Source organism: Methylobacterium sp. Leaf93 (assembly GCF_001422345.1).
GTDB lineage: Bacteria > Pseudomonadota > Alphaproteobacteria > Rhizobiales > Beijerinckiaceae > Methylobacterium > Methylobacterium bullatum.
In genome coordinates, this window is the sequence record NZ_LMMS01000001.1 from 423,629 (window position 1) to 444,019 (window position 20,391).

The window sequence follows — 20,391 nt, forward strand, 5'->3', positions numbered from 1 at the left end:
TCGAACCGAGCCTCGCCGGGTCCGGTTCACTCAGGCCTGTCCGCGCGACCGCGCGGCGGCGCCCCTCCGCCGGGCCTCGGTTTCAGGCGTCGACGGTCTCCTCCTCGTCGCGGGCAGGAACGGCTTCGTCGTCCGGCAGGGCGAGGCGCGGATCAGGCCCGAGGAGCGTCTCCACAAGGGTATCAATGCGGGCCGACACGCCCTCTTCCCGCAAGGCGTCCCGCACCAGGGCCCGAGCCTTCTGGAACGAGGCCCCCGTGGGCAGCGCGACATCGGCCGCCACCTCCTCCGCCACCGCGCCTTCCGCCGCCAGCCCGGCATGGGCCGCCTCGCGCGGGTCGAACCGGGGGATCGGAAGCGTGAACATCAGCTTGTCGAAATCCCGCGCGCCCCGCTCGCCCCGGCTCTGCAGCGGGGCGATACGGACGCGAACCGCCTCGCTGTTGAGGATGGCGACGAGGAAGCAGGCTTCGTCCTCGGAAGGAACGTCCGCCCAGTAGAGTTTGTGGTCGATGATTCCCCGGCGATCCCTGACGATACAGGCCGCGGGCCATAAGCCGGCCTTGGCGAAGACCACGCGAATGGGCGGCAGCGGAAATTGTGAGGACAATCCGCGTTGGAAATTCCATCGCTGCTTGAGGGTGATGCGTCCGGCGCTGTGTTGCGCCCAGCTTGCCTCGGCCTGTCGCATCCAGGCTCCGAGACGGTTCACACCACGATCGCTCGCCTGTTTTGCGTCGAGAACATTCCCATCGGACGCCACGGGCACGATGCCCTCGAATGCGTTCAGAACGCGGAACGACGCAATGGATTCGCCCAGATAGACCGGCCGGACGTAACCGCTTTCGACAGCCCCCTGTTGGGCGGGCAGGTCTCGCCAAGGAGCTTTCTCCTGTGGGGACCGCCTGCTTCTCAAGAGCGGCGCTGCGGCGTTGCCGCCGAGACGGCCGGACTGAACGCGATCCACCAGACACAGCATGCGAGGAACGAGGGTCGCCCCTTGATGGAAGAGCGGGCGATAGGGCGACCCGGCCTCGAACGTCGCGGGCACCGGCGCATCGGCCGGAGCCTGCCGCAGGCAGCGATCCGCCACCTCCTCGGGCACGTCCTTGAAGGGGAGTCGCCCGGCGAAAGCCGTAACCCTCATGGGCGTCGGCCGCGCCTCGCCCGCCGTGACGTCGGCGAACAGGACGCAGGTGGGCACCCTGAACAGGGGCGAGACAGCCTGGTTGTCGAGAACCCAGGCTTCCGAGAACGCGACACGGACCTCGGTCCAGTCCCCGGTTCGGAAGGCTCGGAACTGGCCCCGGCTGAGAGCGGCGAGCGGCAGCACCATGGCGACCCGCCCGCCCGGCCGGTCGCCTTCCGGAGGCCGGACATAGAGTTCCGCCGCCCGCGCGAAGAACAGGCCCGACAGATCGGTCTGCGTCACCAGCCGCGCCTCGTCGGGGCCGACCCAGATGCCGAGCCGTCGCGCGGTATCTCGGAACAGGGCCTGCAGGGCGGGAGCCATGTAGCGGTAGGACAGCCAGGGCGGGTTGCCGATGACGACATCGACCCTGGCGCCGTCCGAGAGCGCCACCGGGCGGCTGAGGTTGCGGGCGAAGAAGCCCCAGACATGGTCGCGGCCGGCCCGGCGCAGGCGGTCGTAGATCGTGAAGGTGGTGACGAGTGTCGCGTGCTGCTCCGCCGCGACGCCGAGCCCCGTGAGCCCACGCGCGAAGGCGTCCGCCGTGCGGCCGGCCTCGCTGGCATCGTGCATGGCGGTGACGACGCGGTCGAACAGGGGCGGATCGGCACAGAGGCCGAGGGGAAAACGCAGGGTCGGCGCGCCTTTGCGGCCCTCGCGGGGGTCGCGCGGCACCTCGACCACGAGGTCGCGCTCGAACCCGTCGCGCTTCACGTTCCATTGCAGCGCATCGCCGAGATAGACAGGCAGGGAGATGTCGCCGCCTCGCCCCGGCAGGGCGTCGCCGAGCGCCAAGAGGTAGGTGACGCGGGCGAAGATGACGGCGACCGGATGGACGTCCAGCCCCGTGACGGAGGCGCAGCAGCGGGACGCGATCTCGGCGAGCGGCACTCCGGCCGCGATCAGGGCCTCGCGCTTGAGGCGCACCGCGTGGAACAAGAAGCTGCCCGAGCCGCAGGCGGGATCGAGGCAGGTTTGCTCGGCCGGCCGGTCGAGGGCGCGCCGCACCACTTTCCGGGCGAGCCAGTCGGGGGTGTAGTACTCGCCGAGATCGTGGCGCTGGGCCGGATCGATGAGGGATTCGTAGAGCACCTTCAGAAGGTCGACATCGACGCTGCCGAGGTCGAACCGGGCGGCATGTGCGGCCAGGCTGGCGACGATGGCCTCCCCGCCCGGCACCTGGATCACCCAGCCGAAGAAATCCGTCTCGACCGCGCCGTGGACCCCCGCCTCGTGGAAGGCGCGCCCCGATAGCAGATCCTCGGGCGAGCGCCCGGTGGCGCCCATGGTTCCGGCGGCGATCGCCTTGGCGAGGATGACCAGATAGGTGTGCTGGAGCCAGAGCGTGTCGTCGTCGATGGCCTTGCCGTAGACGAAGCCGAGATGGCGCGACCAGAGCTGCCGCTTCAGCACCGCCTCCGGGTCCGCCGCCAGCGCCTCCCAAGCCTTGGCGAGGAGGCCGAGGGTCCGCGCGAAGGCGGCGCTCTGGCGGCCGAGTTCATTGGTGATCCCGGCCGCATCCGCCGGCAGCCAGTCGAGGACGGCGACGACACCTTCGAGCCAGGCGGTGAGGCCACGGGCATCCGCCAGCTTCACCTCGTGCTCGGTGAGGCGCACTAGGACGCCGTCCCGCATCTCGTAGGCGGTGAAGGTGGCGCCGTCGGTGGCGAGCCCCGCGTAACGCTGGCCAGCGGCACTCTCGCGTTCGGGCAGGTAGCGGGTGAGTTGAGCCTCGGCGTCCCTGGCCTCCCGGCGCAGGTCCGACTTGATCTCGATGATCGTACGGCCAAGCAGGGCATCGAGGCGTCCTCTAACCTCAGGTATCTTTCTCTCGAAGAAGATCTGCTCGCTCTTGGCGCCCAGCGCCTCGATCAGCAGGCGATAGAGCAGCGCCCTGACCTTCTCATGTCCCGGACGGATCGAGAGTTCCGCGATGATCGCAGTCAGAGCATCGTCGTCGATCGCCATCGCCAGCCCTCACGTGAGGCTGCGGACTATATATACCTGAGGTTGCCCATCAAGCACGGAACGCGACCACGCACAGCTTGTACGCGAGGCGTGGGTGCGCGCCCTTCAGGCGCCTGCCAGACGAAAGCTCGCCTGGCGCCGGTCCACCACGCCGCGACGGCGCTCGACGAACCGGGTCTGGTTGCGGCCGTTGGCCTTGGCCTCGTAGAGCGCGGCGTCCGCGAGACTGAACAGATCCGACGGCGTGAGGGGGTCGGCTCCCGGCGCGCCCATGGTCGCGACGCCGATGCTCACGGTCACCGATCCGGCTTCGATCCCGGCCGCCTCCACCGCGAGGAGCGCCACCCTGGCATGAATCCGTTCGGCGATGCGCAGGGCTTCGTCCTCGTCGCCATCCTGCAGCAGGATCGCGAATTCCTCGCCGCCCACCCGGCAGACGAGATCGACGGGACGGTGAATGCTCCCCAGCAGGCAGCGGGCGAGGCCGCGCAGCACCTCGTCGCCCACCGCATGCCCATAGCGGTCGTTGAAACGCTTGAAGTGATCGGCATCGATGACCAGCAGCGCGAAGGAGCGGGCCGCATGGCCGGCATCGCCCCGCAGGGCGGTCAGGGCCTCCTCGAACCGGCGGCGGTTCGGCAGGCCGGTCAACGCATCGGTGAGCGACTGCCGGGCGAGTTCGACCTGCATCGCGCCGCGCCGCTCCAACTCTCGTCCGAACAGCAGCGAGAGGCAGATGGTCAGGCCGCACAGCGCCACCACGATGGCGGTGATGACGATGGCCTTCGCGCGCCATTCGGCCTCGATCTCGTTCACCGCCAGGGCGACGTTCAGGATCAAGGGCAAGGTCCCGACCTGCGTGAAGGCATAGTGCCGGTCCACCCCGTCAAGGCTGGAGGTCCCGACGAAGCTACCGCTGCCCTCGCGGACGAACCGCTCGAAATTGGCCGTTCCGGCGAGGCTCGTCCCGAAATCGGAGTCCCGATTCGGGTAGCGCATGACGCGCGTCCCATCGCGCAGGTAGAGGTTGATCGCGCCGTCTCGGCCGAGGCCCAGGCGGTCGAACAACCGCGTGAAGTACGACAGCTTCAGGGTGCCCAGGACCACCCCGCCGAACGACCCGTCCGGCTTGTCGACGCGACGGCTCAGCACCATGACGCGTGCGCCCGTCAAACGCGACATCAGCGGCTGGCTGATCAGCAAGCCACGACCGCCCCCTGCCTTGTGGGCCTTGAAGTAGTCGCGGTCGACATTGTTGGTGTGGCGCGCCGGGATGGCATGGCCGTCGAGAATGCTGTCGCCCCGCTCGTCGAGGACGAGGATCACGCCCATGTCCTGTGCCGAGATCGCCCGATCGAACAGGATCAGCTGGCGCAACTCCGGCGACAGATGGGCGAGCGCCGGGAGTTTCAGGTTCTCGGTGACGCCCTGCAGCGACAGATCGATGATCTCGATGTTGCGTGCGATGTCGCGTTCGATGATCTGGAGCAGGTTCTGCGAGGTCTGCTCGGCCTTGTCCCAGGCGTCCTTGCGCAGGTCGAGCAGCATGAGGGCGGACACGACGAGCATGCCCACCGGCGCCAGGATCCCGAAGAGAATCCACGTGCGCGCCGAGCGGAACCTGCGAGCGAATCGGCGCGGCAGGACCATCGGCATCTCCTCCCAGGTTACTCAGAGGTGCCTGGTTCAGACCCTGTTACCCGCCTCTTCAGCCGGGACACGGCGAGCCGCGGGTTCTAAGCCACAGGGCTTAATGCGGTGTTAAACGCGCCGAAGCACAACCTTAGGTGGAAACAGAGGCTCCCGCTCCGGCTCTTTCTCAATCGTCCATCTTCAACGCGGCGATGAATGCCTCCCGCGGGATGTTTTTGGACAACCGAACTGAACGCAGGAAACCAGCCCCCGCACCATATACTTAAGTAATGATCCCAGCAGGGCCTTCCGCTGTTTTCCGATTTGCCAGCAACCAGCATCCGAGATATGTTCAGGAATGGAATTGCATCAGTTATCCCCTTAATGTCAAGGATAGCAACTATTGTCGGCCAAACGTAGAAATCATTTTCTTCCCCGTTTTCTTTTGAACCGATTTGCTTCTAAAGCTGACCCAAAGAAAAACAAGTTCAAAATCTGGGTAATCCCAAAATTAGGTGAACCGCGCGAGCTAAGTACTAAAGATGTTGCCGTCAAGAAAAAAATGTATGGTTTAGACCCAGACCTTGAAGACCGACTGTCCGAAAAAGAAGGCGACTGGGCCCATATATTCAGAGAAATTGCAAACGGCCAAAACCCAAACGACTTTTCTGCGGATCTTTCTAATTTGATTTGGCTACAAGCCTGGAGAACCCGCTCTATCCGTATGCGCTTTGAGGATTTAATACTAAATCTACTCACAGAAATGCGGGACCAGATCTATAAAATAAATTTTATCGAGAAGATTTATCCCCATTTAGCATATCGTTTTTGGCAAAAATTATCCACACTCAACAACAAAGAACTACTATTTGCATATGAGAACTGCAGGGTTTTTGGAATATATACAACTGTCGAATTAGCTGTGACGGCATATATTTCAGGCGGAGCTTTTCAGGAAGAACTTTATAAATCAGTTCATCGAATGATCGATCCAGAAGTGATGAACGATGCTATAAAAGAATCTTTTAACAAGACGCTTCTAGAAGCAGCAAGCTATCGAGAAAGCGCTTCAGCCTGGAATATACCCAATTGGGAAGTTTGGGACTTTCCAGAATTAGACTTGGTATTAGGAGATTGTGGAATAATTTGCTCAAAATCCGGCGGAGACCTTGGACCCGTGAAGGACGCCACTAATTGGGATCATATCATTTTGCCAATAGACCCAGGGCGCTGCATTGTAGGCAATAGAAATAGTTATCTAAAACGGATGACAAGTTCAGATTTAAACTCAGCAATCTCAAAATCGTCAATAAACGAAATATTCTCGTCCCGCATCAATCAAGAAAATCTCATGCTGAGAGACAACATTAACACTAATTCTGCGATATTAAACGAGGAGGAAATGTCCTCCCTATTGAAAAATCTGTGGGATTTGAATTAGAGCAAAGAAAAACTCTAGGCGCCTCAGCCGTCCCTGAAGCGCCTAGAATTTCAGGTTAGTCGTCCATCTTCAGGGCGGCGATGAACGCCTCCTGCGGGATTTCCACGCGGCCGAACTGGCGCATCTTCTTCTTGCCCTCCTTCTGTTTGTCGAGGAGCTTGCGCTTGCGCGAGATGTCGCCGCCGTAGCACTTGGCGGTCACGTCCTTGGAGAGGGCCTTGATGGTCTCGCGGGCGATGATCTTGCCGCCGAGCGCCGCCTGGACCGGGATCTGGAACAGGTGGCGGGGGATCAGGTCCTTCAGCTTCTCGCACATGGCCCGGCCGCGATGCTCGGCGCGGCTGCGATGGACCAGCATCGAGAGCGCGTCCACCGGCTCGGCATTGACGAGGATCGACATCTTCACGAGGTCGCCCTCGCGGTAATCCGAGATGTGATAGTCGAACGAGGCGTAGCCCTTCGAGATCGATTTCAGGCGGTCGTAGAAGTCGAACACCACCTCGTTCAGCGGCAGGTCGTAGACCACCATGGCGCGCTTGCCGACGTAGTTGAGGTCGACCTGGGTGCCGCGCCGGTCCTGGCACAGCTTCAGGACGCCGCCGAGATACTCGTCGGGCGTGAGGATGGTGGCGCGGATCCACGGCTCCTCGATGGCGGTGATCTTCATCACGTCCGGCATATCGGCCGGGTTGTGCAGCTCCTTGATCGTCCCGTCCGTCATCTGCAGACGGTAGACCACGGAAGGGGCCGTCGAGATCAGGTCGAGGTTGAACTCGCGCTCCAGGCGCTCCTGGATGATCTCGAGATGCAGCAGCCCGAGGAAGCCGCAGCGGAAGCCGAAGCCGAGGGCCGCCGAGGTCTCCATTTCATACGAGAACGAGGCATCGTTGAGCCGGAGCTTACTCATGGCGCTGCGCAGGGTCTCGAACTCGGCCGCATCCACGGGGAAGAGCCCGCAGAACACCACCGACTGCACGTCCTTGAAGCCCGCCAGCATCTCCTTGCAGGGGCGCTTGTCTTCCGTGAGCGTGTCGCCCACGCGGGTGTCGGCGACCTCCTTGATCGAGCCGGTGAAGAAGCCGACTTCGCCGGGGCCGAGCTCGCCGATATCGGCCATCTTCGGCCGGAACACGCCGATCTTGTCGACGCCGTGCACGGCGTCGGCCCGCATCATGCGGATGTTCATGCCCTTCTTGAGCACGCCGTCGACGATGCGCACCAGCACGACGACGCCGAGATAGACGTCGTACCAGCTGTCCACCAGCAGGGCCTTGAGGGGCGCGTCGCGGTCGCCCTTGGGCGGCGGCAGGCGCTTGACGATGGCCTCCAGCACCGCCTCGATGTTGAGGCCGCTCTTCGCCGAGATCGCGACGGCCTCGGAGGCATCGATGCCGATCACCTCCTCGATCTGGGCGCGGATGCGCTCGGGCTCGGCGGCCGGCAGGTCGATCTTGTTGAGGACGGGCACGATCTCGTGGTTGGCGTCCAGCGCCTGGTAGACGTTGGCGAGCGTCTGCGCCTCGACGCCCTGGGAGGCGTCGACCACCAGCAGCGAGCCCTCGCAGGCCGCGAGCGACCGCGACACCTCGTAGGCGAAGTCCACGTGGCCGGGGGTGTCCATCAGGTTGAGGATGTAGTCCTTGCCGTCCTCCGCGCGGTATTCGAGGCGCACGGTCTGGGCCTTGATGGTGATCCCGCGCTCCTTCTCGATGTCCATGGAGTCGAGCATCTGCTCGCTCATGTCGCGGAGCGCCACCGTGCCGGTGGTCTGGATCAGCCGATCCGCCAGCGTCGACTTGCCGTGGTCGATATGCGCGACGATGGAGAAATTACGGATGTTGTCGATGGGGACGGTGGTCATCGAGGGGTCTGTCTCCGGCGCGGTCGCGGTCCGTCGGCGTAAGGACGGGCCCGGCGCACGGCTTTTCGGTGTGTGGACGCGTGTCGGGAGATAGCAGTGCGGCACCGGCACGCCAAGCGGAGCCGCGTCCGCACGTGGTCGCGCCCCTCGGTTCCGGGCGCGACGGCTCTCAGAGCAGCCAACAGTGAGCAGACCTCATCGTCGTCTGGTAGAGACGACATCCCGTAGGACGACCCGCTCGGTTTCCTCCGGCGTCCCCTCGGTTGGCGGCGGCATAGCAAGGCCACGGCGCCCATGTCCCCGCCGGACGGCCAACAGGGCCTCGCCCATTTCATGCAATGCCTCCTCGCGGGTCGCCCCACAGGCGATCGCTTCCGGTACGGCAGAGCAATAGGCGTGGAGCGAGCCGTCTTCCTCTCGCCGAAGCGCGACCGAATAGATCCGTTCGCCCGTCATCGCGCTAGCTCTCCCGCGCCCCTCGCAAGGGCCTCGTGCATCCGCGTCTGCCAGCCGGCGCCCGTCGCCTTGTAGGCGTCGAGCACGGCGGGATCGACGCGGAGCGTCAGATTCACCTTGGGGGACTCGACAGGCGGTCGGCCGCGCCCGCGCTTCGTCATGAGCCTATACATCTCCGGCGCCGCTTCCTTGAGGGGCTTGAGTTCGGCGAGCTCTGCGTCGGTCATCGGGGGCGTGTCGGATACCTCGTCCCAGTCCTCCTGGGAGAAGCTGACGCCCTCAGGCTTGGGATTGGTGGTCGTCATAGGTCTTCCTCTCTTTCCCGTTGGCTGGGCGAAGGCTGACGATATCGAACGCTTCCGTCCCCAGGGGTGAAATGATGACGACCACGACGAGGACGTCGTTCCACTCGCCGATGAGCATGTAGCGGTTGCGGCCGGTGCGGCTCGGCCTGGTCGGGCGAATGAGTGCCCGTTCCGCATCGAACGAAGCATCAAAGTCGGCGAAGTCCAGCCCGTGCTTGAGCAGGTTGGCCTTGCGCTTACGCTCGTCCCAGGTCGCGGTCACACGATTAGATGTAGGGGCGCTTAATAGCAGCCGCAAGCAATTTTTCGCTATAGCAGAAAATAGCCCATACGACCCTATGACGTCGCGGATTCCGTCCCTTCAAGGCCTAGAAGGGTCATGCGGTCACATACGACGCGGAGCGTACATTTCGATCTCGTTGCCGTAGATGACCGTGACCGTACCGCGGCCACCGGTTCCGTCATCCTGGCGTGTCGTCTTGGGGGTGATCAGGATATCGAATGTGCAGGCCGCCGCATCGAGCTTCGCCTCTCCCTTGCAGAGGCCGATCAGCTTCTCCGCGATGTCGACTTTGGTGAAAGGCCCCAACAGGCTTGCCTCTATCCGAAGAGTGAGCCGTCCCCTCACGGCCACACAAACAAGTCCGGCCCCGCCCGGGTCGACGCATCGGATACGTCGGATGACAATGCTTTCTCCGATGCGCTTTGCTGGATTGGCGATCAGATCGGGCACGCTGACCGCCGCATCATCGCGCGCGAGCGCGACGGTCGAGGTCAGAAGCAGGGCTGCAACGAGGAAGGGGTGCATTGGCAAGTCACGGGTTCATGGGGACGCTTGGAGATGGCAGGGCGCTTTCGCTTTCCGAGTGACTCACACAACTTCCGGTCACGGTCGGTTCTCTCTCGAAGCACCCCGGCGCAGCGGGAGGTGTGTGAGAGCCACTCAGAGCAGGGCCACCGTCTGGCGGATTTCGGGCATGGTCGGCCCCGTGATCTCGTGGACCATGCGGTTCATCAGGTCGCGGGCGATGAGGCAGCGCCCATGGGCCTCGTCCCGCGCGGCACCGGCGGGCAGCGCAGCGAAGGTCCGGCAGGCCTTGGCGAGGTCGCGGAATCCCGTCCTGTCTGCCTGGGCGGCCAGGGTTTCCGCGCCGGCCGCGTCCGTGTCGGGTCCAAAACGGTCGACGAGCCTGACGAAGGCGCGCACGGCCTCGCGGGCCGCTTCCTCGCCCATGCCGGCGATCAGGGTGTCGAAGGCGGTCCGGTCGAAGATCGGCGGCCGTTCCAGCGTCGGCGCGCCCGCGTCGCTCTCACGCAGGACGATGGAGGAGATCTGGTCGCCGACCACCCGCGACAGGGTCGGGAGATCGAACGGCTTGCCGAGATGGCCGTTGGCGCCGGCCTCCGTGAGGGTGCGGACCCGGTCCGGCATCATGCTGGCGCTCATGGCCACGACCGGCACCCGGCGCGCGGGATGCCGCAGGGAGCGGATGCGCCGGATGGCCGTGGTCCCGTCCATTCCGGGCATCGACACGTCCATGAGGACGAGGTCGTAGGCGCTGGCCTGCACCGCCAGGATGGCCGCCTCTCCGTCGGTGACCATGTCGACGCCGTACCCCAGGCGCTTCAACATCGCCTGGACGACCTCCCGGTTGATCGGGTTGTCCTCCACCACGAGGATGCGGCCGGCCCCGGGCGCGTCCGGGCTCGGAGCCGGCGCGGCGCGTGTCAGCACCGGCGCCGGCGCCAGGGAGAGGGAGAACCGGTAGGCCGCCGTCTCGCCCAGCGGCGTGCTCCGGTCGATGCGCCCGCCCCCCATGAGTCCGACGAGGCGCTGGGCGATGATGAAGCCGAGGCCGCTGCCGTCGAGGGCCACGGTGCGGGCTACGGACTGCTCCGGGTCTTCACCGGCATGGGCGGTGACGAAGACGCGCCAGCGCTCGGCGGGCTCGGTGGCGCGCGGCCCCTGCAGCGCGAGGGTGACGGTGCCCCGGCGCAACGTGCCGATGGCGTCGTTGAGCAGATTGAGGAGGATCTGCCTGAGGCGTCGCTCGTCGCCCAGGACGTGGCGAGAGCCTTCGCCGGGAACGGCCACGTCGATGGCGACCCCCCTCGCCTCGGCCATGGGCCTCACGAGATCGGCCGTCCCGCTCACCAGGGCGGGCAGGTGGAGGGGGATGCTGTCGAGGCGCAGGTCGCCTTCCCCGGCCCGGGCATAATCGAGGACGTCGTCCACCGTGCCGAGAAGCGTGTCGGTGGCCGCCCCCACCAGGGCGAGATAGCGGACCTGATCGGGTGAGAGCCCGCTCGTGTGCGCAAGAAGGTCGGTGAAGCCCTTGATCGTCGTCAGCGGCGTCCGGATCTCGTGGCTCATGAGGTTCATGAACTCCGATTTCGCCCGGCTCGCATTCTCGGCCTTGGCCTGGGCCAGTTCGGCGGCATCGCGGGCCATGCGCAATTCGTCGGCCTGATCCTGCCGCTTCGTCACGTCCCGCAGGGTCGAGATCACGTTGGGGTCCCCCGGCTCCGCCGAGGTGAGAAGGTCGTTGACCGCCTCGATCCAGATGCAGCGGCCATCCGCATGGCGCATCCGGAACAGGGAGACGATGCTCGGCCGCTCGGGGGCGAGGCGGGCATCCGCGGCGGAGAAGGCGGCGAGGTCGTCGGGGTGGATGCGCGCGCGCGGATCGAAATCCGACCCTTCCGTGCCGAACAGCGCCGCGCCCGAGGGCGAGACATAGGCGATGCGCCAGTCGGCATGGCGCAAAATGACGACGTCGGTCATGGTCTCGGCGAGGAGCCGGTAATGCGCCTGGCTCGCCGCGAGTTCGCGGCTGCGCTCGGCCACCCGGACTTCCAGATTGGCATTGGCCTCCGCGATGGCGGCGTGGTGCTCGGCCGAGACGCGGGACGCCGTCACGAGCGCCCGGCCGATCTGCTCCACCTCGCGGATCTCGCTGGCGGGAAGGTGGACGGGGTCGCCGCGCCCGATCGCCCCGGCGGCCCGCTTCAGGTTCCGCACCGCCCTGGCCACCTGCCGGGCATAGATCCAGGCGACGATCCCGCCGCTGCCCAGCAGCGTCACGGCGAGGAAGCCCAGAACCGCGAGCGAACGATAGAGCGAGGCCTCGAACGCATTCCGGTCGAGGCCAGTGACCACCGTCCAATCGGAGAGCCCGGAGCGGTGGTGGAATTCCCTGACGCTGGCTTCCGCCTTCTCCCAATCCTCCAGGCGCTGGAGCCTGGCCGGAGACGGGCGCGGCTCCTTCGTGGAGCGGCCGGCCGAGTCGGGCGCATCGTCGGTTTGTGCGACGATGCGCTTCGCGCCATCGACGAAGACGGCGGAGAACGGGTCGTCGATCTCCGCCTGTGCGATCAGGCGGGCGAAGTGATCCGTGCGCACGGCGATGGAGACGAACATCTCCGGTGCGCCGCCGCGCAGGACCGGCGCGCAGATCAGGACGATATCGGCTCCGGTGACCACGCTCTTGATCACCGGAGAGATGACCGGGCGCCGGGTCGCGATGAGGGACGCGGCGAGCTCGGGACGGGGGGAGGACGGCATAGCCGTGCCGGCGGGCACGCGCGTGTTGACGATCTGACGGCCATCGACATGGACGAGGGACACCGTGAATTCGGTGGTGTCCACGAGTGCCCGCCCCTGAGCGTCGAACCGCGCCCAGTCCTCTGCGTCGATGGAGGGCGAGGTGGCCAGGGTCCTGGCCATTGCGCTCATCTCGGAGAGATCACGGTCGAGGCGCTCGCGGAGATGGTCTCCGGTGAGCTGTCCCATGGTCTGCAGACGGGCTCGCTCGGCCGTCACGTACCAGTCGGTGGTAACGACGGCGAGCACCACGAGGGGAAGCGCGATGGCGAGGGCGAAGACCATCATGGCCGCCACCGCCGAGTGTTGCCTCCGCTCTCCGCGCCTGCGCACCGCTCTCTACCTTGTCGATGGACGCCCCGATGGGACGCCGCCTCGCTCTTCCTAGGCGCGGAGTCGTTTCAAATGCGTAGTCATTCGCCGGAAGCCGGGGCCTCGCGCGCCTTCGCGGCCATCTCGACCAGGACCTTGCGCAGGCCGCCCATGTCGGTGACCGGCGCCGGATAGCGGATGCGCGCGGTGCGGTCGCCGGCCAGGAGGTCCATGCCCTCCGGGTCGAGGCCGGTCAGGCGCCAGGGTCCGTCCCCGCCGCCCTCGCCCTTGGCGTAGAGGGCGAGCGCGTCGGCATGGTCGGCATTCATGTGCTCCACCGCCCCGCGCTCGCCGGCGATCAGGGCCTCGGCTCCCGACAGGTCGAGGCGGAGCTCGGCGGGGGTCAGCGTCGCCGCCTTGGCAAAGCCCCCGTTGAGATGCCCGGCGCCGGGTTCGAGGGCGAAGAAGCCGAAATCGGGGAAGTCCGCGTAGAGCTTCGCCTTCGGGTGGCGGGCGACGAAGCGCTCGCGGATGCGCGGCTCCGTGGTCCGGCTCACCCGGCCTGTGATGGTGAGGCGGGGATGGGCCAGGGGATCGCCCTTGCCGCCGGCGCTGAACAGCAGCGACGCGCGGGGATCGGCCAGGAGGTTGCGCGTATGGGCCGAGAGGCGCGAGAGCAGCATCAGGGGGGTGCCGTCCACATCCGTGGCGATCGTCACCAGCGAGGCGAAGGGCGTCCCGTCCTCGACGTCGAGGGTCGCCAGCGCCCCGGAGCGGATGCTGCGCAGGAGATGCCTGGCGAGGCCGATGGCATCGAACGGGGCCTCCGAGGCCGGGAGCGGCGCGGCGGGACCCCGCCGCTGCGGCGGTGCCTCGCCCGCCTCGCCCCCGCCCCGACCATCCTCGATCCGGTTTCCGTCAGCCATGGTGTATCCTGCTCTCATGTGGTTCCGCGCCGGGCTTTTCCGACCGCCGGCCTTCATTCAGAATCGCGATGATAGGTGTTCTAGGACCGCTTGCGCGAGGCCGCCGGACTGCGGCACGAGGGCCTCAGTCAAGCGTCAAACCGACATATCCACCGGGCAAGCTCGCTTTTTTCAACCGAAGTCTTTACACAGCCTGACTCTCCGCGCGAATGCGGCCCCGTTTCCGAGGGGGTCGCCAGCGCGTCTTGCCGGCCCTCGTCTTCTGAGGGCGGGATGCGGAGACGACATGAGCGAACCGACGTCCGCGAAGGCCGCATCCGAGCAACAGGGAACGCGAAATGCCCACCATCGCCCTCGTGGACGACGATAGAAACATCCTCACCTCCGTCTCGATTGCCCTCGAGACCGAAGGCTACCGGATCCAGACCTATACCGACGGCGCCTCGGCCCTCGACGGCCTGAAGCACTCGCCCCCCGATCTCGCGATCTTCGACATCAAGATGCCGCGCATGGACGGGATGGAGCTGCTGCGTCGCCTGCGCCAGAAATCCGACCTGCCGGTGATCTTCCTCACCTCGAAGGACGAGGAGATCGACGAGCTCTTCGGCCTCAAGATGGGCGCCGACGACTTCATCCATAAGCCGTTCTCGCAGCGCCTCCTGGTGGAGCGGGTCAAGGCCGTGCTTCGCCGCTTCGCCCCCAAGGACGGGCCGGGCGCCGCCGCGCGCGAGGCCGATGCCGCCGCCCGCTCCCTGGAGCGCGGTCTGCTGATGATGGACCCGGAGCGGCACACCTGCACCTGGAAGGGCGAGGCCGTCACCCTCACGGTGACCGAGTTCCTGATCCTGCAGGCCCTGGCCCACCGGCCCGGCGTCGTGAAGAGCCGCAACGCCCTGATGGACGCGGCCTATGACGATCAGGTCTACGTCGACGATCGCACCATCGACAGCCACATCAAGCGCCTGCGCAAGAAGTTCAAGGTGGTCGACACCAACTTCGACATGATCGAAACCCTGTACGGCGTCGGCTACCGCTTCAAGGAAGGCTGAGCGCGACTCACGGACGTCGAACTCCCTTGAGAACGTCACCGCCACGCGCCGCCCGCCCGACCGGACGGGTATGGGCGTCGCGTGGCGGTGTTTACGGGCGTCGCATGGCGGTGGTTTTGCTGCAGCGATGGCGCCCATTCCGGGCAAAATCTCCAACTTCGGACGATCGTGGATTCCCAAGACCAAGCCGACGCTCCGCAACGCGGCCTCCTCTCCCTGCCGCGCACGATCTGGCGCGGAATCGGCCAGCGCGCCTCCTCGAGCCTGACGCGCCGGATCGTCGTCCTCAACCTCGTCGGGTTGATCGCCCTCCTGTTCGGCTTCCTCTACCTGAACCAGTTCCGGCAGGGACTGATCCAGGCGCGGGTGCAGAGCCTGCTGATCCAGGGCGAGATCATCGCCGGGGCGATCTCCTCCTCGGCCTCGGTGGATACCGACGCGATCCGCATCGATCCCGACAAGCTGCTCCAGCTTCAGGCCGGAGAAGGCGGTGCGGGCGACGACACCCCCTCTCCGCTCACCTTTTCCCTCAACCCCGAGCGGGTGGCGCCGCTCCTGCGCCGTCTCATCACGCCCACCGGCAACCGCGCGCGGGTCTACGACCAGGATGGCGGCCTGCTGTTCGACACCCGTACGCTCTCGGCCCGCGGCGAGATGGGCCGCAGCGACGGCATCGTCGTGCGGAGCAAGCACAACTTCCTCGAACAGGCCTGGGAGTTCGTCCAGGCCAAGCTGTTCGGCACCGCCCGCACGTCGGTCCTGGAAGAGGTCGGCCCGGCGAGCGGCCACAGCCTGAAGGAAGTCCAGGTCGCCCTCGGCGGCGCTCGCGGCACCCTGGTCCGCCGCAACGAGGCCGGGGAGACCAACGTCTCCGTGGCGGTCCCGATCCTGCGGTCGGGGGCGGTCCGCGGCGCCCTGATGCTCTCGACCCAAGGCGGCGACATCGACCGGGTCATCGCCTCGGAGCGGTTCGGCCTGCTCCAGGTCTTCCTCATCGCCGCCTCCGTGATGCTGGTCCTGTCGATCCTGCTGGCCGGGGCCATCGCCGGCCCGGTGCGCCGCCTCGCGGATGCCGCCGAGAAGGTCCGCCTCGGCATCAAGTCTCGCGAGGAGATCCCCGATTTCACCGGCAGGACCGACGAGATCGGCCACCTGTCAGGTGCCCTGCGCGACATGACCCAGGCCCTCTATCGGCGCATCGACGCCATCGAGAGCTTCGCCGCCGATGTCAGCCACGAGTTGAAGAACCCCCTCACCTCCTTGCGCAGTGCCGTGGAGACGCTCCCCCTCGCCAAGTCCGACGATTCCCGTTCGCGCCTGCTCGCCATCATCCAGCACGACGTGAAGCGCCTCGACCGTCTCATCAGTGACATCTCAGACGCCTCGCGCCTCGATGCGGAGCTCGCCCGCGCCGAGGCGCGCAAGGTGGACCTGCACAAGCTGATGACGACGGTGGTCTCCGTCGCCAACGAGCGGCGGCGCCCGAAGGACGCGCTCATCCAGTTCGACGTGGACACGCCCCCCGGCGACGTGGAGGCCCCTTTCATGATCTTCGGGCATGACAGCCGGCTCGGACAGGTCGTCAACAACCTCCTCGACAACGCCCGATCGTTCTCGCCTCCCGATGCCAAGGTGCGGGTGGCCCTGCGCCGGGTCCGCGCCGAGGTGGAACTGATCGTCGAGGACGAGGGCCCCGGCATCCCCGAACACGCCCTGGAGCGGATCTTCGAGCGCTTCTACACCGACCGGCCGGAACAGGGGTTCGGCCAGAATTCCGGCCTCGGCCTGTCGATCTCGCGCCAGATCGTCCAGGCCCATCGCGGCACGATCAGGGCCGCGAACCGCCCCGGACCCGCCGACGAGAACGGGGAGGCGACGGTGCGCGGCGCACGGTTCGTCGTGCGCCTCCCCGCGGCGTCCCGCTAGGCACGCCGGCCCGTGGAGCGGCCCCCTCCCGTGCCGGCCCTCACGGTCCACGCCACCTGCTTGGTCCTGGGTGAAGCGGGCATCCTCATCAGGGGCGAATCCGGCGCCGGCAAATCGTCCCTGGCCCTCGCTCTCCTCGACCGGGCGCGGCAGGAGGGCGGCTACGGCGCGCTGGTGGGCGACGACCGTATCGGGCTGAGCCCCCATCACGGACGCGTGGTCGCTCGCGGCCACCCCGCCCTTCACGGGTTGATCGAGATCCGGGGCATGGGGCTCGTCCGGGCATCGCCACTGGCCGATGCGGCCGTCATCCGCCTCGTTGTCGATCTCGTCGGGACGCTGCCGCGACTGCCCGACACGCCCATGGATTCGGTCGATGTCCTTGACGTCGCGATTCGCCGGATCATGCTGGACCGCAACATCCGCGACCGTGCCTTGGCGCCGGGGCTCGTGCTCGATGCTCTCATCCCGAGTGCGAGCGTTGCCCCACGGACGCACCTCCGCACCGTCTCATGCGAATTCGGCTCTCCCATATAGCGTGGCGCCCACCCACATGACATGATCCTGGGGCTAGGAGACGCAAAACGTCACTCTCGTCTTGCGTCCGACCTTGCGCTGCACAAAATGGCGGCTCCCACTGGGTGTCGGAACACGCGTCTATGATTGGAATGGTGCTCGTCACCCACGGGCTGCTCGCCACCGAGTTCAAGGCTGCCCTTGAACACGTGGTCGGTCCGCAAAAGCAGATCGAGACGATCACGATCGGCCCCGACGACGATATGGAGCTTCGCAGGCTCGACATCGTCTCCGCCGTGGACCGGGTCGATACCGGCAAGGGTGTCGTCGTGCTCACCGACATGTTCGGCGGCACGCCCTCCAACCTCGCTTTGTCCTGCATGAATGGCGGGACCGTGGAGGTGGTGGCCGGAATCAACCTTCCGATGCTGATCAAGCTCGCCAGCGTGCGCGATGCCGAGCCCCTGGGGGATGCGGTGCTCCATGCCCAGGAGGCGGGCCGGAAGTACATCAACGTCGCCTCCCGCGTCCTCGCCGGCAAATAACACGTCCGCGAGACGAACGGACTTTCCCAAACATCCTCTGTCGGCTTATCAGGCAAGCGTGGCGATTTCGCGCGGCGTTGTCCCGGCTCGGCCGTGCCATCACTGGACGAGGATCGGGCCGGGCTCACCGTTGGCGCGCCGGGCACAGGGACGGGACAGGGACGGCACAGGCCCATGAGCGACGCTTACGACGACGACGATGTCGAGCCCGAGATCACGGTCCCGGAGGGCGGCCATTTGAGGATCCTTCCGGTCATCAACCGGCGCGGCCTGCACGCGCGGGCCTCGGCCAAGTTCGTGCAGACGGTGGAGAAGTTCGAGGCCGCGGTGACCGTCACACGCTCGGGCGAGACCGTGGGCGGACGCTCGATCATGGGCCTGCTCACCCTCGGCGCGGCACAGGGCACCTCTATCGCCGTGGTGGCCTCTGGCAGCGACGCCGAAGCCTGCCTCCAAGCCATCACCGACCTCCTCGCCAACAAATTCGGCGAGGACGAATAGGCCGGGAGCGGCCTTTGATATCCGAAGCTTATGGGGTCGTCAGGCCGCCCGCGTCTCGGCTTGCCGCCATACGATCGAGCCCGGACCTGCGCCGAGGCGCAGGACCGCGGCGACGATGACGCCATCCTTGCGCGCGAAGTCGACGCTGGTCTGGCGCCTCTGGGCGAAGCGCCGCGTCACCACCCTGACCATGGACGAGGCGGACGGATCCCGCACGATCGGGTTTCCGGACACCCGCGCATCGAACGAGAGATAGGTCTCGACGGCATCGCGGATGCGGAAGGGCTCGGTGATGCGCTCGATCTCGACGCCATCACGGGTCCACGGTCCGGCAAGCCGCACGCCCACGCGATCCCGCGCCGGCACGACCTGGGCATCGGACGCATCCGAAAGAAGGACCGTCTCCTCCGGTAGGGGCACCGCGGGGGGCGGTATCATGATCAGCGTCGAGCGGGGATGGACCGCCTTGACCGCCGCACGCAACGCGCCCTCGACCTCATCGAGGAACCCGGGCTCGATGGTGGGCGCGACGACCGGACCGGGCGGATACCAGCCCTGTGCCCGGCCATTGCCCCACAGGCCGTGCGGCATGGACAGGGGAATGACGCCGCGCAGGCGTGCGAGCTCGCCCTGGCCGCTCCATGCGAAGGCGAAGACGAGATCGCGACCGCCGGATTGGTGCACGGCCGCGGTGAGTAGGTAGTCCGGGTCGGCGTAGATCGGTTCCGGCCAGCGGATACGGGTGAGGAGCGCGCGCCACGCGTCGATCTCCACCGGCTCCACCACGTTGGGCCGCCTTAAGACGATGCGACACTCCTCCGCGTCGACACCCGTCCCGATTCGCCCCGCTTCGACGAACCGGCCACCCTCGATGATGCTCAGCCCCTGTCTCATTCGGCGATTCCGCTACCGATGTGTTCCGAAATGGAACATCATCCTCGGCCATAAGGCCAAGCATGGTATATAGAATCAAAATGAATGCCGCCCAGCTATTCTCGAAATAGGACGGCCTCTGCCGAAGAGACCGGTGAACTAGCCCCCGGGGATCGCCAGCGGATTGGCCGTCAGCGCGGCGGCATCGGGCGCATCGATCCTCGGACGCCCCAGAAAGGCATCCCACAGGCCGGTGACGAAGGCCGGATCGAGATCGCGCACGATCAGGACGAGGCGAGAGCGGTGATCGTCGTCGGGCCATGCGGCGAGCTGGACCGGCATATGGATCACGTGCTGGACGCCGTGGACCACCACGGGACGGTCCGGTTCGTCGGCGAGCGCCACCAGCCCCTTCAGGCGCAGGAGCTTCGGGCCGTGGCCGGACCGCAGGAGATCGAGGAACATCTCGAAGGCGGCCCGCTTCACCGGCACGTCGCTGGTGAGGGTGAAGGCCCGGATCGCGGCGTCGTGCCGGTTCACGTCGTGATGGTGGTGGCCGTGATGATGATCGTGGTCCGGGAAGGCCTCGGCGCCGAGCCAGGCGCGGACATCCGCGCTCTTGCAGTCCAGACCGAAGAACCCGCCGAGAAGCTCGGCCGGCGCCACGTCGGGACCATGAATGGGCGCTGTGGGATTGAGAACCCGGAGGCGGTCGCGCAGGGCGTCGCTTCCCGTGTCGACGAGATCCTCCTTCGCCAGCACGATCCGGTCGGCCACGGCGGCCTGGCGCACGGCCTCGGGATGAGCGTCGAGGGTGGATGCGCCGTTGACCGCGTCCACCACGGTGACGACGGCCTGCAGCCGGTACCGCAGGGCAAGATAGGGGTGGTAGATCAGCGCGTGGAGGATCGGGGCCGGGTCTGCGAGGCCCGTCGTCTCGATGACGACTCGCCGGAACGGCGTGATGCGGCCGTTGTCGCGCTTGCGCAGCAGATCTTCGAGGGTGGCGATGAGGTCGCCGCGCACGGTGCAGCACAGGCACCCGGCGCCGAGCAGGATCATGTCCTCGTCCACCGTCTCGATCAGCAGGTGATCGAGGCCGATCTCGCCGAACTCGTTGACGATGACCACGGTGTCCGACAGGGCCGGATCGCGCAGCATCCGGTTGAGGAGCGTGGTCTTGCCGGCTCCGAGGAAGCCGGTGAGCACCGTGAGCGGGATCGGCTTCGGACGACGGGGATCGTCGTTGGGAGACGTGGGCTGGGAGGGATTGGGCATGGAACCGGC

The 20,391-nt window shown here is 66.4% G+C and carries 16 protein-coding genes; 6 read left to right on the top strand and 10 right to left on the bottom strand.

The window, feature by feature from the left end:
• Positions 1-82: 82 nt before the first annotated feature.
• The gene (locus tag ASF26_RS01910) at positions 83-3,157 is read right to left on the bottom strand and encodes an N-6 DNA methylase (RefSeq protein WP_056248744.1); all 3,075 of its coding nucleotides are present in this window, start codon (positions 3,155-3,157) and stop codon (positions 83-85) included.
• Between the two features lie 105 nt (positions 3,158-3,262).
• Positions 3,263-4,807 (bottom strand): sensor domain-containing diguanylate cyclase, encoded by a 1,545-nt coding sequence (locus tag ASF26_RS01915; protein ID WP_056248748.1) that lies wholly within the window; start codon positions 4,805-4,807, stop codon positions 3,263-3,265.
• A gap of 385 nt (positions 4,808-5,192) precedes the next feature.
• Between ASF26_RS01915 and ASF26_RS21765 the strand changes: the two genes are divergently transcribed.
• Positions 5,193-6,230, top strand: coding sequence for a DUF4238 domain-containing protein (locus ASF26_RS21765; protein WP_082477474.1), 1,038 nt, complete (start codon positions 5,193-5,195; stop codon positions 6,228-6,230).
• Positions 6,231-6,285: 55 nt separating this feature from the next.
• Here the strand turns inward: ASF26_RS21765 and lepA are convergent, their stop codons facing one another.
• The 6 genes from lepA to ASF26_RS01945 form a co-directional block, all read right to left on the bottom strand.
• On the bottom strand, positions 6,286-8,091 hold the full coding sequence (gene lepA / locus ASF26_RS01920; RefSeq protein ID WP_027171154.1) for a translation elongation factor 4: 1,806 nt from the start codon (positions 8,089-8,091) through the stop codon (positions 6,286-6,288).
• 452 nt (positions 8,092-8,543) lie between these two features.
• Positions 8,544-8,852, bottom strand: coding sequence for a BrnA antitoxin family protein (locus ASF26_RS01925; RefSeq protein WP_018046143.1), 309 nt, complete (start codon positions 8,850-8,852; stop codon positions 8,544-8,546).
• The gene (locus ASF26_RS01930) at positions 8,827-9,114 is read right to left on the bottom strand and encodes a BrnT family toxin (protein WP_056248752.1); all 288 of its coding nucleotides are present in this window, start codon (positions 9,112-9,114) and stop codon (positions 8,827-8,829) included. Before ASF26_RS01930 ends, ASF26_RS01925 begins: the two co-directional genes overlap by 26 nt.
• Before the next feature lie 123 nt (positions 9,115-9,237).
• On the bottom strand, positions 9,238-9,660 hold the full coding sequence (locus ASF26_RS01935; RefSeq protein ID WP_056248755.1) for a hypothetical protein: 423 nt from the start codon (positions 9,658-9,660) through the stop codon (positions 9,238-9,240).
• Positions 9,661-9,795: 135 nt separating this feature from the next.
• Positions 9,796-12,744 carry a response regulator gene (locus ASF26_RS01940; protein WP_056248760.1) on the bottom strand — a complete coding sequence of 983 codons (2,949 nt, stop codon included), beginning with the start codon at positions 12,742-12,744 and terminating at the stop codon, positions 9,796-9,798.
• Between the two features lie 125 nt (positions 12,745-12,869).
• Entirely contained in the window at positions 12,870-13,694 is an 825-nt protein-coding gene (locus ASF26_RS01945) for a DUF2470 domain-containing protein (RefSeq protein WP_082477475.1), read from the bottom strand.
• Between the two features lie 338 nt (positions 13,695-14,032).
• Here ASF26_RS01945 and ASF26_RS01950 point away from each other — a divergent pair, with 338 nt between their 5' ends.
• The 5 genes from ASF26_RS01950 (at position 14,033) to ASF26_RS01970 (ending at position 18,231) form a co-directional block, all read left to right on the top strand.
• A complete protein-coding gene (locus ASF26_RS01950) occupies positions 14,033-14,743 on the top strand; it encodes a response regulator transcription factor (protein ID WP_018046124.1) in 711 nt (236 codons plus the stop codon).
• Positions 14,744-14,911: 168 nt separating this feature from the next.
• Entirely contained in the window at positions 14,912-16,669 is a 1,758-nt protein-coding gene (locus ASF26_RS01955) for a sensor histidine kinase (protein WP_018046125.1), read from the top strand.
• A 12-nt stretch (positions 16,670-16,681) separates the two neighbouring features.
• Entirely contained in the window at positions 16,682-17,206 is a 525-nt protein-coding gene (locus tag ASF26_RS01960; RefSeq protein WP_056248767.1) for an HPr kinase/phosphatase C-terminal domain-containing protein, read from the top strand.
• A gap of 122 nt (positions 17,207-17,328) precedes the next feature.
• Positions 17,329-17,730: a PTS sugar transporter subunit IIA gene (locus ASF26_RS01965; RefSeq protein ID WP_026176340.1), complete on the top strand. Its 402-nt coding sequence runs from the start codon at positions 17,329-17,331 to the stop codon at positions 17,728-17,730.
• 174 nt (positions 17,731-17,904) lie between these two features.
• Positions 17,905-18,231, top strand: a complete 327-nt coding sequence (locus ASF26_RS01970; RefSeq protein WP_018046128.1) for an HPr family phosphocarrier protein — start codon at positions 17,905-17,907, stop codon at positions 18,229-18,231.
• A 39-nt stretch (positions 18,232-18,270) separates the two neighbouring features.
• Here ASF26_RS01970 and ASF26_RS01975 read toward each other — a convergent pair whose 3' ends face one another.
• Together ASF26_RS01975 and ASF26_RS01980 are read right to left on the bottom strand one after the other, a co-directional pair.
• Positions 18,271-19,125 carry a hypothetical protein gene (locus tag ASF26_RS01975; protein WP_018046129.1) on the bottom strand — a complete coding sequence of 285 codons (855 nt, stop codon included), beginning with the start codon at positions 19,123-19,125 and terminating at the stop codon, positions 18,271-18,273.
• Between the two features lie 138 nt (positions 19,126-19,263).
• On the bottom strand, positions 19,264-20,382 hold the full coding sequence (locus tag ASF26_RS01980) for a GTP-binding protein (protein ID WP_056248769.1): 1,119 nt from the start codon (positions 20,380-20,382) through the stop codon (positions 19,264-19,266).
• Positions 20,383-20,391 lie beyond the last annotated feature (9 nt).